Source organism: Radicibacter daui (assembly GCA_030657355.1).
GTDB lineage: Bacteria > Pseudomonadota > Alphaproteobacteria > Radicibacterales > Radicibacteraceae > Radicibacter > Radicibacter daui.
This window is the reverse complement of record CP131056.1, coordinates 633,197-648,733: the sequence shown is the minus strand read 5'-3', so window position 1 is coordinate 648,733 and position 15,537 is coordinate 633,197. Positions and strand designations below refer to the sequence as shown.

Annotated in this window: 14 protein-coding genes; 3 read left to right on the top strand and 11 right to left on the bottom strand. The window is 66.7% G+C overall.

Annotated features, from left to right (window positions below):
- Positions 1 to 6 precede the first annotated feature (6 nt).
- Together QTL98_RS03085 and QTL98_RS03080 are read left to right on the top strand one after the other, a co-directional pair.
- Positions 7 to 1,377 (top strand): L-serine ammonia-lyase, encoded by a 1,371-nt coding sequence (locus QTL98_RS03085; protein WP_445680762.1) that lies wholly within the window; start codon positions 7 to 9, stop codon positions 1,375 to 1,377.
- A 4-nt stretch (positions 1,378 to 1,381) separates the two neighbouring features.
- Positions 1,382 to 2,506, top strand: a complete 1,125-nt coding sequence (locus QTL98_RS03080) for a GlxA family transcriptional regulator (RefSeq protein ID WP_445680761.1) — start codon at positions 1,382 to 1,384, stop codon at positions 2,504 to 2,506.
- A gap of 24 nt (positions 2,507 to 2,530) precedes the next feature.
- Here QTL98_RS03080 and QTL98_RS03075 read toward each other — a convergent pair whose 3' ends face one another.
- Complete coding sequence (locus QTL98_RS03075) at positions 2,531 to 3,763, bottom strand: MFS transporter (RefSeq protein WP_445680760.1); 1,233 nt, start codon at positions 3,761 to 3,763, stop codon at positions 2,531 to 2,533.
- A gap of 116 nt (positions 3,764 to 3,879) precedes the next feature.
- On the opposite strand from QTL98_RS03075, the gene QTL98_RS03070 reads away from it, so the two are divergent.
- Complete coding sequence (locus QTL98_RS03070; RefSeq protein WP_445680759.1) at positions 3,880 to 4,728, top strand: class I SAM-dependent methyltransferase; 849 nt, start codon at positions 3,880 to 3,882, stop codon at positions 4,726 to 4,728.
- Positions 4,729 to 4,740: 12 nt separating this feature from the next.
- On the opposite strand, the gene map is transcribed toward QTL98_RS03070, so the two are convergent.
- From map to QTL98_RS03020, 10 genes are all read right to left on the bottom strand, one after another.
- Positions 4,741 to 5,520, bottom strand: coding sequence for a type I methionyl aminopeptidase (gene map, locus QTL98_RS03065; RefSeq protein WP_445680758.1), 780 nt, complete (start codon positions 5,518 to 5,520; stop codon positions 4,741 to 4,743).
- Between the two features lies 1 nt (position 5,521).
- A complete protein-coding gene (locus QTL98_RS03060) occupies positions 5,522 to 5,728 on the bottom strand; it encodes a ParD-like family protein (RefSeq protein WP_445680757.1) in 207 nt (68 codons plus the stop codon).
- 72 nt (positions 5,729 to 5,800) lie between these two features.
- Positions 5,801 to 6,931, bottom strand: coding sequence for an NAD(P)/FAD-dependent oxidoreductase (locus QTL98_RS03055; RefSeq protein WP_445680756.1), 1,131 nt, complete (start codon positions 6,929 to 6,931; stop codon positions 5,801 to 5,803).
- Positions 6,916 to 7,623: a methyltransferase domain-containing protein gene (locus QTL98_RS03050; RefSeq protein ID WP_445680755.1), complete on the bottom strand. Its 708-nt coding sequence runs from the start codon at positions 7,621 to 7,623 to the stop codon at positions 6,916 to 6,918. Before QTL98_RS03050 ends, QTL98_RS03055 begins: the two co-directional genes overlap by 16 nt.
- A gap of 124 nt (positions 7,624 to 7,747) precedes the next feature.
- The gene (locus tag QTL98_RS03045; protein WP_445680754.1) at positions 7,748 to 8,080 is read right to left on the bottom strand and encodes a hypothetical protein; all 333 of its coding nucleotides are present in this window, start codon (positions 8,078 to 8,080) and stop codon (positions 7,748 to 7,750) included.
- 83 nt (positions 8,081 to 8,163) lie between these two features.
- On the bottom strand, positions 8,164 to 9,402 hold the full coding sequence (gene lysA, locus QTL98_RS03040; protein WP_445680753.1) for a diaminopimelate decarboxylase: 1,239 nt from the start codon (positions 9,400 to 9,402) through the stop codon (positions 8,164 to 8,166).
- A gap of 111 nt (positions 9,403 to 9,513) precedes the next feature.
- Complete coding sequence (locus tag QTL98_RS03035) at positions 9,514 to 10,290, bottom strand: electron transfer flavoprotein subunit beta (protein WP_445680752.1); 777 nt, start codon at positions 10,288 to 10,290, stop codon at positions 9,514 to 9,516.
- Positions 10,287 to 11,525: an electron transfer flavoprotein subunit alpha/FixB family protein gene (locus QTL98_RS03030; protein ID WP_445680751.1), complete on the bottom strand. Its 1,239-nt coding sequence runs from the start codon at positions 11,523 to 11,525 to the stop codon at positions 10,287 to 10,289. Before QTL98_RS03030 ends, QTL98_RS03035 begins: the two co-directional genes overlap by 4 nt.
- On the bottom strand, positions 11,522 to 13,456 hold the full coding sequence (locus tag QTL98_RS03025; RefSeq protein WP_445680750.1) for a DUF3483 domain-containing protein: 1,935 nt from the start codon (positions 13,454 to 13,456) through the stop codon (positions 11,522 to 11,524). Before QTL98_RS03025 ends, QTL98_RS03030 begins: the two co-directional genes overlap by 4 nt.
- A 5-nt stretch (positions 13,457 to 13,461) precedes the next feature.
- A complete protein-coding gene (locus QTL98_RS03020; protein WP_445680749.1) occupies positions 13,462 to 15,519 on the bottom strand; it encodes an oxidoreductase in 2,058 nt (685 codons plus the stop codon).
- Positions 15,520 to 15,537 lie beyond the last annotated feature (18 nt).

Sequence of the window (15,537 nt, the reverse complement as noted above, 5' to 3'; positions counted from 1 at the left end):
GACGGGATGATCAGCGTTTTTGAGCTCTTCAAGATCGGTATTGGCCCGTCCTCCTCTCATACAGTGGGGCCGATGCGTGCTGCCGCATCGTTCCTCTCCACCCTCACCGAGGCGCGCGAGATCGACCTTGTCTCCCGTGTGCGCACGGAGCTGTTCGGCTCGCTGGCCTGGACCGGCAAAGGCCATGGCAGCGACCGTGCCGCGGTGCTGGGTTTGTGCGGTGAGATGCCGGATACGGTGGACGCGGACCGGGCCGAGGTTTTGTGGAGCGAGGCGGTAGCCGGGGGCCAGCTGCTGCTGGGCGGCTACCGGCACATCTCCTTTACCCTGGAAGAGGACCTGATCCTCGACACGCTCTCCCCAACCCCGCAGCACCCCAACACCATGGCCTTTACCGCCTATGATGCGGGCGGCAATGTCATCCGCGTCGAGCGCTGGTGTTCGGTGGGCGGCGGCTTCGTGGCGCGCGAAAGCGAAGTGGCACGCCCGCCAGCGGCCCCGCCGAAGCTGCCTTATGCCTTCCGCACCGGCAAGGGCCTGCTGTCGCTGTGCCAGAAACACGGTCTTTCCATCGCCGACATCGTACTCGCCAATGAAAGCGCCCTGCGCCCGGCAACAGAGGTCAATGCGCATATGGATGCCGTCATCGATGTGATGATGGCCTGCATCGACCGCGGCATGCGCACCCATGGCGAGCTGCCGGGGGGCCTCAAGGTCAAGCGGCGTGCCGCCAAGATATTCGAGACGCTGGAAGCCAACCGCCATTCCAACAGCAAGGCCCAGCATGAGGTGATGGACTGGATCAGCCTCTATGCCATTGCCGTGAATGAAGAAAACGCTGCCGGCGGCCGGGTGGTCACGGCACCGACCAACGGCGCGGCCGGCGTGGTGCCGGCGGTGCTGCGTTATTACCGCGACCATTGCCCGCCGGCTTCGGCTGAAGGCATGCGCACCTTCCTTCTGACCGCAACCGCCATCGGCAGCCTTTGCAAGATGAACGCCTCCATCTCCGGCGCCGAGGTCGGCTGCCAGGGCGAGGTTGGCTCTGCCTGCTCCATGGCCGCTGCCGGCCTTGCCGCCGCGCTGGGCGGCACGCCCAGGCAGGTGGAAAATGCCGCCGAGATCGGCATGGAGCATCATCTGGGCATGACCTGCGACCCCATTGGCGGGCTCGTGCAGATCCCCTGCATCGAGCGCAACGCCTTTGGCGCGGTAAAGGCCATCAACGCCGCTTCGCTGGCCATGCTGGGCGATGGCACGCATCTGGTCACGCTCGATCAGGTGATCGCCACCATGCGCGAGACCGGCGAGGACATGCAGTCCAAATACCGTGAAACCTCCCAGGGCGGCCTTGCCGTCAACTATGTCGAGTGCTGAGAAGATGGCAATCGCGCTGCCTTCCGTCCTGACCGGCTCCGGCACCAACGGCAAGACGCCGTCCGGTCGCAAGCCGCTCAGCGTCGGCTTCATTCTGGCGCGCAACTTTACCCTCTCCGCCTTCTCTCTCTTCGTCGATCATCTGCGCCTTGCCGCCGATGAAGGCGACCTCAGCCGCCCCATTCTGGCGCGCTGGCAGATCATGAGTTCGACGGCGGAGCCGGTGCGTGCCTCTTGCGGCACGGCGATTGCCCGGACGTCCTCTCTCACCGACCCGGCAGCCTTCGACTACATCGTGGTGGTGGGCGGCATCCTGCATGCCGGCCGGCAGATTGACGACGAGACGGAGGCCTATCTGAAGCAGGCGGCTGCCGCTGGCGTAACGCTGGTGGGCATCTGCACCGGCAGCTTCATCCTGTGCCGCGCCGGGCTGATGAAGGGCCGGCGCGTGTGCGTCAGCTGGTATCACTTCCAGGATTTTGCCGAGGAATTCCCCGACCACAACGCGGTGGCGGACCGGCTTTATCTCATCGACGGCAAGCGCATCACCTGCTCGGGCGGCGGCGGCGCGGCGGATCTTGCTGCGCATCTCATCGAGCGCCATATCGGCCGCTCCGTGGCGCAGAAGGCACGCCATGTGCTGCTGCTGGAGCGCGTGCGCCCCGGCAGCGATGCCCAGCCGCATCCGCCGGTTTCCGTGGCCGTCGATAACCAGCATGTGCGCCGGGCGCTGCTGCTCATGGAGCAGCATATCGCGGCCCCGCTGCCGATTGCCGATATCGCCGGACGGCTCAACCTTTCCACCCGGCAGCTCGAGCGGCTGTTTCTGGCCGAGATGGGGCAGCGACCGGCGATCTTCTATCGCAATCTGCGCCTGCGCTACGCGGCCTGGCTCCTGGACAACACCCCGCGCTCCATCACCGACATCGCGCTCGATGCCGGTTTTTCCGACGGCGCCCATTTCTCGCGCCAGTTCAAGGCGCTCTACGGCAAATCCCCCACCGGCGCCCGGGCCGAGGCGCTCTATGCCGACGCCGCCGCTCCGCTGGAAATGCTGGCAGCGGAGGAAGTGGCTGCCGCCGTTCCCGACCAACTGAGCCGCCGGGCGGCGAACCGGGTCTTCGACTAAAGCAGAAGGTCGGCTATCCGGGCCTCAGGCCGGCCGCATGCCCCTGCCACGCGCCATACGCCAGAGAAGCGGCATCAGGATGATCGCCACCACCGGGAAAACCACGGTGTTGATGAGCGCCCATCCGCCCGCCGTCAGCAGCGTGCCGGAGAGAAAAGAGGCCGCAGCGGTGGAGCCGAAGACAAGAAAGTCATTAAGGCCCTGAACGCGGGTGCGCTCTTCGGGCGAGTGGCAGTCTGTCACCATCGCGGTGGCGCCGATGAAGCCGAAATTCCACCCGACGCCGAGCAGGATGAGCGAGACCCAGAAATGGCCAAGCTCCAGCCCGCTGAGCGCAACGATGGCCGAAACGGCGATGAGCAGCAGGCCGGTCGCCGTTACCTTCTCCTTGCCGAAACGGGTCACGAGGCGCCCGGTCACGAAGCTGGGGGCGAACATAGCCAGCACATGCCACTGGATACCCAGCGCCGCCTGCCCGACGCTGAACCCGCAGCCGACGATGGCGACGGGTGCGGCGGTCATGACGAAGCTCATGAGGCCGTAGCTGACGACACCGGAGGCAACCGCCAGCAGGAAACGCGGCTGGCGGGCGATTTCAGAGAGCGGCCGGCCCGCCGGCGCCGCCGGCGCGCCCGGACCCGGCGTTGCCGCACCGCGCGGCAGACGCAGCTGCGCGAGAACCGGCAAGGCCAGCACCGCGAGCATCGCCTGACCGAGAAAACCGCCGGCATAAGGCACGCCATGAATGGCATCACGGGTCCAGATCACCATCTGCGGACCGATGATGGCGGCAAAGAGCCCGCCGATCATGACCCAGGAGATGGCGCGGGCCCGCGCCTCCGGCCCCACCGCGTCAGCGGCGGCGAAACGGTAGCTCTGCACATAGGAGGCATAGAGCCCTGCCATCAGCGTGCCGGTGCAGAAAAGGGCAAAACTGCCGAGCCAGATGCCGCCGGCCGCCGTCATGCCGGCAAGGATGCTGACGAGGGCGCCGACGAAATAACCGGTCTGGCGCCCGAGCTTGCGCATGATGAGCGCGGCGGGAATGGTGCCGAGGGCAAGGCCGAGATTGTAGACGCTGACCGGCAGCGTCACCAGCGCGCCGCCGGGCGCGAGAATCTTGCCCACAACGCCGCCAAGCGAAATGACGATCGGCGCGCTTGCCCCGCCCAGCGCCTGGGCGAGAACAAGGATCAGCAGGTTGCGGCGCGCTTCGGGCGAAAAGCCGCCCGGTGCCGTGATACCGCCTTCAGCCATGCCGGCCGCCCTCCCCTATTTCCGCTTCATTTGTGTGCAATCTCTATAGGCTGCCGGATGATGCGGTGGGAAGAGACGGATAGTCTCCTGACAATTTGCAAGGAAGGAACGCCGAAATGCTGGAAACAAGGCCGAGCGTAACGGCTCTCTCCGTCGCTGTACTGCGCGCCGCCCACCAGCGGATCGACGTGCCGGTGGTCTTCCCCGACCCGCTGGCCGAGGCCATTCTGGGCACCGTGGGTGCGGAGGCGCTGGGGCGGCAACTGGCCGATCCCGGCGAGCGCCGCCGCCTGCGCGGCTCGGTGGTTGTCCGCGCCGCGATCGCCGAGGCTGCGGTGCGGGCGGCGCTTGCCCGCGGCGTGCGCCAGATCGTAACCCTCGGCGCCGGGCTCGACACGCTGGCCTGCCGGCTGGCCCCGGACTTTCCAGACGTGCGTTTCTTCGAAGTCGATCATCCGGCAACGCAGGACTGGAAACGCCAGCAGCTGGCCGCGGTGGGCATCACCCCGCCCGCCAGCCTCAAATTCCTGGCGCTGGATTTTGAAACACGCGTGCTCGGCGAGGCGCTGGCGGAAGCCGGACTGGAGACGGGAAAGGCTGCCTGCTTCACCCTGCTGGGCATCGTGCCCTATGTGGCGCGCGACGCCCTGATGCAGACCTTTGCCTTCGTCGCCAGCCTGCCGGCAGGGGCGGGCGAGATCGTCTTTGACTATGGCGAGCCGCATGAGAATGCGGCGGAGCCCGTTCGCCGCGCCTACCGCGCGATGGCAGAAGCAGCGGCAGCCAAGGGCGAGCCGTGGGTGACCGCCTTCGAACCGGCCGATTTGCACGCCGCGCTTACCGGCCTCGGTTTCCGGCAGATCGAAGACAGGGGATCGGGCGCCCTTGCGGCTGAATATTTCGCAGGCCGGCAGGACGGGCTGTCTCCCGGCCCGCTCTTTCATGTGGTGCATGCCCGCAACTGAACCGGCGCCAGATTATGCGCTGCGCCCCGGCAGCGGTGTTTCGTCCCGGCGCAAGGTCAGCACCTCCACGCCTCTGGCGGTCACGGCAACGGTATGCTCGAACTGGGCTGAGAGCTTGCGGTCGCTGGTGACGACCGTCCACCCGTCCTCGCCCGTCACCACCTTGCGGGTGCCCTGATTGACCATCGGCTCGATGGTAAAGACCATGCCCTCCCGCAGGCGCAGGCCGGTGCCCGGCTTGCCGAAATTGAGCACCTGCGGTTCCTCATGCATCTCGCGGCCGATGCCGTGACCGCAATAATCCCGCACCACCGAGTAGCCGTTGCGTCTGGCATGGCGCTCGATGGCAAAGCCGATATCGCCCAGATGTGCGCCCGGGCGCACCTGCCGGATACCCTGCCACATCGCCTCCCTCGCTACCCGGACCAGCCGGCGGGCCGCGAGCGGCGCATTGCCGACAAGGTAGGTCTTGCTGGAATCGGCGATGAAGCCGTTCTTTTCCAGCGTGATGTCGAGATTGATGATGTCGCCGTCCCGGATGATCTGCCCGGGGTCCGGCACACCGTGGCAGACGACATGGTTGATCGAGCAGTTCAGCACATGCTCGAAGCCATACTGCCCCTTGCTTGCCGGGCGGGCAGCGAGGTCGACGGTAATGAAATCCTCGACGAGGTCGTTGATCTGCAAGGTCGAAAGGCCGGCAAGCTCCAGCCCGTCCAGCATTTCGAACACCGAGGCCAGCAGCCGGCCCGATATCCGCATCAGCGCCAGCTCGTCCGCCGTCTTGACCATGTCAGGCGGCAGCCTCGTCCTGGTCACCCGCCTGCGCGGCTGCCAGTTGCCCCTGCACGATGTCGTTGAAGGATAGGGTCGGATTGGCCTCGGCCAGCATGCCGATCTTCATCCAGAACTCGGCCTGGGCATTGATGGAGCGGCACATCACCGTGCTGACACGGCGGGCTTCCTCATGCAGCGCATCATCGACCTTCACGATACCCATGGGAACTCCAACCGCACGATTTATATATGAAACATATATGATTCATATTCTCTCCAGTCAACGGAGACCGCATCAGCGCCCGGGAACGCGGGTCGCCCCCATCAGTACAGGCAGCAGGGCAGGCGCCATACGGGCGAGCGCAAAGACTGCCCGGCGCCCGGCCGGTGCGGCTGCGGCGCGGGCAAGCCAGCTGGCAAAACGGACGGGCCGGCGAAACTCCCGGCGGGCGGCGCGGTGATAGTGCAGAGCCCCTTGGGCGCCGAGATAACTCCCGGCAGCGAGAAAGCCGCTGCGCAGCGCAATCGCCATGCCGTCCCCGGCAAAGGAAGGGATGACGGCCATCTGGTCGCCCAGCCGGTAAAGCCCCTCTTCCTCCGGCACCGGGGCGGCAAGGTGACCATAGGGGATGCCGTAGACGGCAAGTGCCCGGGGCCAGAGTTCGCGTGCACCGGCAAGACGCTCGCCCAGCAGCGGCGCCTTCAGGGCGAGCCAGCGCAGCAGCGCCGGCCAATCCTTCCCGCAAGCGGCATAAACCGCCTTGTCGACAAGGAAACAAAGATTGCTGACGCTACCTTCTACCGGCTCCAGACCGGCATAACCGCCATCGAAAAGCGAAATCTCGACAGTTCCGGCAAGCGCAGCCTGCTGCGGGGGTGTCAGCTCCAGATGCATCTTGAAGCCGATGAGGTCGTTGGCCGCTTCCCGCGGGCGCGGCCAGCCGCGCAGCTCATGTTTTCCCGTCGCCAGAAAGACTGCCGGCACGGTGATCCTGTCGCTGCCAGCGAAGGTAACGGACCAGTCGATCGCCTTTCCCTGCCGTCGCTCCAGCCCGGTTACGGCTGTGCCGCGCAGCAGCTGGACCCCGGCGGCCTGCGCCTGTTGCAGCAGGGCGTCATCCATCGCGTAGCGCGACAGGCTGCGTGCCGGGTGCAGCAGCGGAGCTTCGATAATGCCGGCGCCCGCCGTGAGGCGCAGATGCCCGATTGCCGGGCCGCCAAGAGCGGAGACATCGACGCCAAGGGCCTCCAGCATCGGCCGGGCTTCCCAGCTGATGAATTCGCCGCACACCTTGTGATGAGGGCCGGGCGCCCGCTCGGCAAGCACCACCTGTTTTCCGGCTCGGGCCAGCAAAATGGCTGCGGCAGCCCCCGCCGGACCGCCGCCGATGATGACGGCGTTGGCCGCGCCTAGTCCTTGCGGCATGATACGCATATCCGGAAGGGAAACATCCAGCGCACGCGGGCACGCCCCTCAAGCCCGGCCTGCCGCAGCAGCTCCTGCCACTCGGTTACGGTGAAGGAGCGGGAGACCGAAACAGCCGCATCGTTGCAGATGAGCCGGTTGCGACTGAAGAGCCGCGTCATCAGCTTGATGAAATAGTAGGGCAGCGGATGGCGGTGTAGATCGTTGATGAACCAGCCGCGGTTTGCCCGGCCATCCACCCAGCGCAGATACTGCACGATCTGCTCATTGGTGAGATGGTGGGTAAAGAGCGAACAGAGGATGACATCCACCTGCGTCTCCGGCTCGAAGGCAAAGATATCGGCCGTCTCGTAGCGGATGCCAACACCCGGCGCGATCTGCTCCGCCGCCCGCTTTGACCACGGGTTGAGATCGACGCCGATCAGCCGGACGGTCCGGCCAAGGTGCCGGGCCAGCCGTTCCACCCGGCGCAGCATGTCGCCGCCGCCGCTGCCGGCATCAAGCACACAAAGCGACCGGGCATCGCTCACCTTCATCACCCCCCTGAGCCAGGAGAGTGTCGGGCGATAGGCAAGCGTCAGGCCATTGATGACCTCAAGCTCTCCCAGGCAGTGATGGAATTCGGCATAGGAAATGCCGTCTTCATCCATCAACTCGCTGTCCGGAGACCGGCGGCTGAAATCAGGCATCATCAACCCACTTGGACAGCGCGATCATGGCTAGCAACCTCGAACGACCTCGATCGAAGGCGACCGCAACTGATGTTGCCATAGAGGCGGAGTTAACTATGCGAAAACTACAATCAAGAAGGTGCGATCAATAGGCGCCGATTGCAGCGTCTAGCGATCGTCTCGCGACAAAGAACCCCATTGATTTTGCAAAGTCGCGGAAACCCAGATTCTCCAGCGCGCCTCGAACCGGTGGCGTAAGTTCGCACCCGATGACCTCCAGCTCGGTATAGGGCATTGCCGTGGAACAGGGTCCATGGTGAAGGTCTATGCTGGCAAGCTTTGACAAGAAACGCTCTTCTGCAGTTGCCTGCGGAATCGTCTCCATCAACGTAACCTCGCGCGGCAGGTCGAGCGCCGCCTGCTCGGCCCATAAAATTCGCACAGTCGCCTCGTTGTCAGGGCTGCGCTCTATCCACACTGGCCGATGCATCCCTATCGCCCGCAGCCGTTCACCGTAGGCATGATCGAGAATAACCAGTACACGGCACCCCTCAGAAATGCTCAGCCCTCCAGCGCCAGCAGGTCGGCAACCGTCTGGCGGCGGCGGATGAGGCGGGGCTCACCGCCTTCCACCATCACTTCGGCGGCCAGCGGGCGGGTGTTGTAGTTGGAGGACATGCTGGCGCCGTAAGCGCCGGCATCGCCGAAGACGGCAAGATCGCCCACCTTCGGCAGCGGCAGCGGGCGGAAATCCACCACCCCGCCTTCGCCTTGCGTGAACACGTCGCCGGATTCGCACAGCGGACCGGCAACGGCAATCGGGTGGGCCGGGCCTTTCACCGGCTCGCCGGCCGGCGTGAGGAAGGAGACCTCATGGTAAGCGCCGTAGATGGCCGGACGGGCGAGTTCGTTAAAGCCGGTATCGAGGATGACGTACCACTTGTCCGCCACCTTCTTGACCGCCCGTACCTCGCCCACCAGCACGCCGGAATGGGAAACGAGGAAACGCCCCGGCTCGATCTCCAGCTTCGGCACCGTGCCGGTCATGTTGCCGATGGCGTTGCGCGCCTCGTCCCACAGGCGGAAATAATGCTCGGTGTCGAGCGGCTTTTCGCCGGCACGGTAGGGGGTGGAAAGCCCGCCGCCGGCCGAGATGTTGGGTACCGGGCGGCGCACCCGCTGGGTGAGCGCCACCATGGCATCGCACACCCGCGACAGGTGCTGGTAATCGACGCCCGAGCCGATATGCATGTGCAGCCCTTCGAGCTGCAGGTTGCCGGCATCGAGGATGGACAGCACCTCGTCGAGATATTCGTGCCAGATGCCGTGCTTGCTGCTGGGGCCACCGGTATTGGTCTTGGCGGAATGACCGTGGCCGAAGCCGGGATTGATGCGCAGCCAGACCGGATGGCCGGGATTCTTCTCCGCCAGCTGGCGCACCATGTCGGGCGAACCGCAGTTGACGGCGATGCGCTGGGCCACCACACGCTCCAGCGTCGCGCGGTCCATCACATCGGCGGTAAAGACGACCTCGCCCTTTTCCGCTTCCGGGCTGTAGCCGGCGGCAAGGGCGCGGTCGAGTTCGCCATTGGAGACGCTGTCGACCTTTACGCCATTGCGGCGCATGAGCTTCAGGATCGAGAGATTGCTGTTGGCTTTCTGGGCATAGCGGATGGTGTCGAAGCTCTTCAGCTTCGCGATCTGCCCCTCGATGGTGGCGGCATCGTAAATCCACACCGGCGTGCCATTGGTGGCAGCCACCGCGGCAATCATCTGGCCGGAAAGCCCGCTACGTTCCATAACCCCGTGTCCAATCCTTGAAGGCCGGCGACAAGAGCCTTCGGCCATATCATGGGCGGCACGGACATAAAACTGCTGCAAGCACGCTCGCAGAGATTTTAGCCAAGATTTTCAGCGCGGCTGGCGCGGCGGCACCAGTCCAAGCTTGCGCAGATGGGCCAGGATCTCCCGCGCTGCCTCTTCCGGCGACGGGCCCACCATCAGCTTGCCATCCGCTGCCGCACTTTCCGTTGCCGCCTTCAACCGGTCCGCCGCCGAGCCACCCGAGGCGGCGCCACGGATGAGACGGGGGCGCGGGCGATAGGGGCGCAGTTCCGGCGCCGGGACCGCATCTCCCGCAAAGCCGGACGGGACCGGCAGCACCTCCAAAACTCCGCGCCGGGCCTGCCCCCAGGCGAAGGCAGCGGCGGCAGGGGCTGCCGGGTGTACGGTGACCACCGCCGGAAGCCGTACGGTAATCGTGCGGCGCCCGCCTCGCTCCAGCGCCTGACGTACGGCGAGCACACCCGGACCCTGCATCTCCAGCGCCACGGCGTCGGCGATCAGCGGCCAGCCGAGGCGTGCTGCGAGGGCATAAGGGAGCAGGCCGCTGTCTTCCCCACCCTGCCCACAGCGGCCGGCCAGCACCAGTTCCGGCGGATGCGCCGCCAGATGGTTGACAAGGGCCTCCAGCGGATCGGCCCCACGGGCCAGCGGCAGATGGCCGATACGGGCAAGACCATGCCCGAGCGCGTCGGCCACACCCGGTCCACCGGGGCCGGCGTGCAGCCCCGCCGCCGCCGCGCCAAGCGTCCGGGCAAGAGCGATAGCCTGCATTTCAACCGGCACAGGGGCCGGACGGGCGGAGACCGGATGCAGGCCGGCGGAGAGCAGAACAACCGCCTTCATTCCCCGGCCTCCAGCAAGGCCAGCAGCGCCGGCATGACGGCCTGCGCATCGGCGACCACGGCAAGGCTTGCCCGCTCGATCATCTTGGCATGCAGGTCGGTGTTGACCGCCACCACATGTTCCACCCCGGCAATGCCCTGCAGATGCTGCGGAGCGCCGGCAATGCCGAGCGCGAAATAACCCGCCGCCGTCAACACCGTACCGGACGCGCCCACCTGACGGTCACGCGGCATGAGGCCGGCATCGCAGACCACGCGGCTTGCCCCCGGCACGCCGCCCAGTGCGCTGGCCAGCTGGCGAAACAGGTCGAAATCCGTGACGCCATTGCCGGCGGAGACAACAAATTCAGCCTCGGCCAGCGGCACGGTCGCCGCATCACGCTCGACGGGGCCGATGGAAAGGATGGAACCGGCACTCGCCGATGCGGTCGATGCCGAAGCAGAAAACGCCAGTTCTCGTGCTTCATGCAGGCTGCCGCCATGCATGGCGACCCGGTCGAGCCCGATGGTGAGGCAACGGGGCGGGCGGCGCCGCTCCTCCAGCCGTCCGGCACCCCGGCGGCGCGCCACCTGGTCGGCGCTCACCAGCTCGGCCTCGGCAAACAGGCTTTCTTCCAGCAACGCGGCCGTCCGGCGGGCAAGGTCACCTGCCAGCGGGCTCTCGGGCGCCAGCAGGTGGCGGGCGGAAAAATGCCCGGCAAGCACGGCAAGCGCCTCTGCCGCTGCCACCGGATCGCCCGCGAGCACCGGCAGGGTAACGACCCGGTCGGCGCCCAGACGGCCGGCACCGGTGACGGGCTCCGCCGACACGAGTATCACCCCGCCGCCACCTTCACGCGCGCCGGGACCGGCCAGCAATCGGGCTGCGCCCAGCACCTGCCGGTCATGCGGGGTGGGCTGGCCGCCCGGCGCCTCGACAAGGGCTAGCACCCAGAAATCCGGCGCCTCGACGATGACCAGCTTTTCCTGCGGAGCAGCGGAGACGGCACCAGCGCCAGTCACGCTGCGGGAAAGGCCGGAGCGGTCCAGCCGGAGCCGGGCGGTACCGGGCACGGCAAGACGTGCGACAGCAGTGCGGGGATCACGCCGGGGGCGCCCGGTGGGGCCAACTGCCACCTCTGTTGCCGGGATAGCCTCGACGCCCAGCGCATAACGCAGCCGGGTAGCAGAACTGCCGGCAGCCGGCACACGCCGGGCCTGCCATTCGCTGCGGGGATCGCGGCGCAACCGGCTCATGCTGCCTGCTCCTGTCCGTCCCCGGCGGCTTCCACCGCCCGCAGCAGGAGTTCGGCGATATCGAGCACTTCCGGCCGCTCGCCAGTCACACCTTCCAGCATGGCGGTGCATTGCGGGCAGCCGACAGCAACGGTGCCGGCGCCGGCGGCAACCGCCTGGCTCATGCGGATGTCGGCGATACGCGCCTTGCCGGGAATGTCGCTGACGGGCGCACCGCCCCCGCCGCCACAGCACATGGAGCGCAGACCGTGCCGCTCCATCTCCACGCGTGGCAGGCCGAGCCGGTCCAGCAGGCGGCGCGGGGCTTCCACCTCGCCATTATAGCGGCCGAGATAGCAGGGATCGTGATACGCGACCGGCTTGCCACCCGGCAGGGCGAGAGCTGCGGGAGCGAGCCGCCCTTCGGTAACCAGAGCGTCCAGAAACTGGCTATGATGCAACACTTCGAAGCTGCCGCCAAACGCCGGATATTCCTGCTTCAGCACATGGAAGGCGTGAGGATCGGCAGTGACGATGCGGCGGAAACGGTGGCGGGCGAGCGTGGCGATATTTTCATGAGCCAGACGCTGGAAGGTGGCTTCATCGCCAAGGCGGCGGGCAAGGTCGCCGCAATCCTTCTCGACCTCGCCCAGAATGGCGAAATCGACACCGGCACGGGTCAGCAGGGCAAGGAGCGCGCGCAGCGTGCGGCCATAACGCAGATCATAGGCCCCTTCGCCCAGCCAGAGCAGGATGTCGGTCTCCCCGCCTTCGAAGGGCAGTACCGGCAGCGGCTGGCCAGCGGCAAAATCAGCGCGGGCGGCGGGGGAACGCCCGCCGGCATCATCGGCAAGGCGCAGCTCGGACAGGGCGGCGGAGGCCTTTTCCGGCACCGCGCCTTGTTCCAGCGTCTGATAGCGCCGCAGATCGATGATGGCATCGACATGCTCGATCATCATCGGGCACTCCTCCACGCAGGCGCGGCAGGTGGTGCAGGACCAGAGCGTGTCGGGATGGATCATGGCGCCGGCGCCGATAACCGGCTTCAGCGGCCCGCCGAGGCCGGCGACAGCCGGCGCGCCGGGGTAAGGACTGCCGGCATAGGCGGCGTTACTGCCGGTGCTGGCCGCAGCGGCCAGATCCTGGATCAAGCGCTTGGGGTTCAGCGGCTGGCCGGCGGCGAAAGCCGGGCACGCCGTCTCACAGCGACCGCACTGGACGCAGGCATCGAAGCCGGCAAGCCGGTTCCACGCGAAATCGGCCGGCAACTCTGCCCCCAGTTTGGGTGCCGCCAGATCGAGCGGGCGCAGGCCGGTATCCCGCACACTGGCAAAACGGGCCGGGCGCGGATGCACCACCAGATACAGCGCCCCCGCCAGCGCGTGACGCAGGGGGCCGGAGGCAATCTGCAAGGCAAGACCGAGAAGGCCGGCCGCCGCAAGCACAAGAGCTGCAAGGGCAACGACCTGCGGCAACACCCCACCCAGCGCGGCATCGCCACTGACGACGAGGCCGCCCACGGCATAGGCCAGGAGCAGAAAAGGCAGCAGCGAGAAGCGACCCCGCGAGAGCCGGCGCGGCGTCTGCGGCAGGCGGCGCCGCGCCACCATCAGGCTGCCGGCCAGCATGGCAGTGAAGGCCAGGAAAACGAGCGCCCACCAGAGCTTCAGGCCGCCGAGGGCCGGGATGGCGCCGAGCAACGCCAGCAGCGTGGCGGCCAGCAGACCACCTGCCGCCAGCGCATGCATACGCGCCGTGAAGGGATCGCGGGCGACGACGGCGTGCACATCATGCAGATAGCGCCGGGGCAGCGCGGCGAGGCCGCCAAACCAGTCAACCGCCGCCGGGCGCCCTGTCCGCCAGCCGGCAAGCCGATGGGCAGCCAGCGCTGCCGCCAGCAGCCCGGCAACCAGCACGGCAAGGCCCAGCAGGGGCGCAGAAGCGCCGGCCATGATGCTCAGATATCCTTGGTAAGGCGCAGCGCGTCATAAAGCGCCGCATGGATGTTGCGGCCGGCAACGGCATCGCCGATGCGGAAGAGCGCATAGGCACCCTGTCCGGCAGCCTCGGCCGCCGCGATGGCCGGCTGGGCCGTGCCTGCTACCAGCGCCGCCTGATCCATCTGGCCGCGATTGACCGCACCTTCCTTGAGGCTGAAATAAAGCGCATCCACCGGCAGGGTGCCGTGCTCGACCACCACATGGTCGACCACGCGCTCTTCCTCCGCCCCGGTCATGGTGTTGCGCAGGGCGGCGACCAGCCGGTTATCCTCCCGGTATATCTCGAACAGCTCCATATTCGGCGTCATCACGACACCGAGCTTGTAGAGCTCGCGCAGATGGATGGGCTGGTTGGTGGTGCCCACTTCCTGCGCCACGTAGCGGTCATGCGTCACCAGCTCGACGAGGCTGCCCTTGCGGGCGATGAACTCGGCGGTGGAGGAGCCCTGATGCTGGCCGGTTTCGTCAAACAGCAGCACGCTGCCGCTGAGGTCGGCCTTGCCGGTCAGCACATCCCAGGTGGAGGTCGCCAGCTCATGGCCGGGGATTTCGCCCGGATTGGGTGTGCCGCCGGTGGCGACGATGACAACATCCGGCGCCTCGGCCCGGATCAGGGCCTCCGTCGCCTCTGTGCCGAGACGCAGATCGACGCCCAGCTTCTGCACCTGGCCGAGGAGCCAGCGCGGAATGCCCGACAGCGCCTCGCGCCAGCCGGCCTTTGAGGCGATGTTGATCTGGCCGCCGACAAGGGCCTGCTTTTCAAACAGCACCACGCTGTGGCCGCGCTCGGCCAGCACACGCGCTGCTTCCAGCCCGGCGGGGCCGGCGCCGACCACCACGGCCTTACGCTTCACTTCCGCCTTCGGAATGACATGCGGCATGGTTGCCTCACGCCCCGTGGCGGCATTTTGCAGGCAGAGCGCGTCGCCGCCGACATAGATGCGGTCGATGCAATAACCGGCGCCGACACACTGGCGGATATCATCCACCCGGCCTTCGCTGAGTTTCTTGACCAGATGCGGGTCGGCGATATGGGCGCGCGTCATCGCCACCATGTCGACATGGCCTTCCGCCACGGCGCGGGCAGCGGTGGCGAGGTCGGTCACGCGCTGGGCATGGAAGACCGGCACATCCACCTCCCGCTTCACAGCGCTGGGCAGGAAGAGGAAGGGCGCCACCGGGAAGGACATGTTGGGCAGGATGACGGCATGGGCCATATCGTCCCGCGCCTGCCCGCCTAGGATATTGAGAAAATCGACCAGCCCGCGCCTTGCGTACTCGCTGGCGATGGTCAGGCAATCTTCATGGCTGAGGCCAGCCGCAAACATCTCGTCCGCCGACATACGCATGCCGACGACATAATCATCGCCCACGGCAGCACGGATCGCCTCCAGCACCTCGATGCCGAAGCGCATGCGGTTTTCAAGGCTGCCGCCATATTTGTCAGTGCGCTTGTTAACGTCCGGGCTCCAGAACTGGTCGATCAGATGGCCATGGGCGGCGGAGACCTCCAGCCCGTCGAGCCCGCCGACCTTGCAGCGCACCGCTGCCGCGGCAAAATCCGCCACGATGCGGGCGATATCGAAATCCTCGATCTCCTTGGGGATGGAGCGGCTGGCCGGCTCCCTGCGCGGGGAGGCAGAGACGGTGGGCATCCAGTTATCGGTATCCCAGCGCGTGCGGCGGCCCATATGGGTCAGCTGGATCATCAGCTTGGCGCCATGGCGGTGGATGCGCTCGGAAAAGCTCTGGAAAAACGGAACGACGCTGTCATCCGCCACCGAAATCTGGTTCCAGGGCGTGGCCGGGCTGTCGATGGCGACCGAGCTGGAGCCGCCGAACATGGTAAGGCCGATGCCGCCCTTCGCCTTTTCCTCGTGATAGAGCTGGTAACGTTCCTGCGGCTTGCCATCCTTGCCATAGCCGGGCGCATGGCTGGTACCCATCACGCGGTTGCGGATGGTGAGGCCCTTGATCTTCAGCGGCTTCAGCAGCGCTTCGGCATTGGCGATCATGGAAAACGGGCTCCGGCG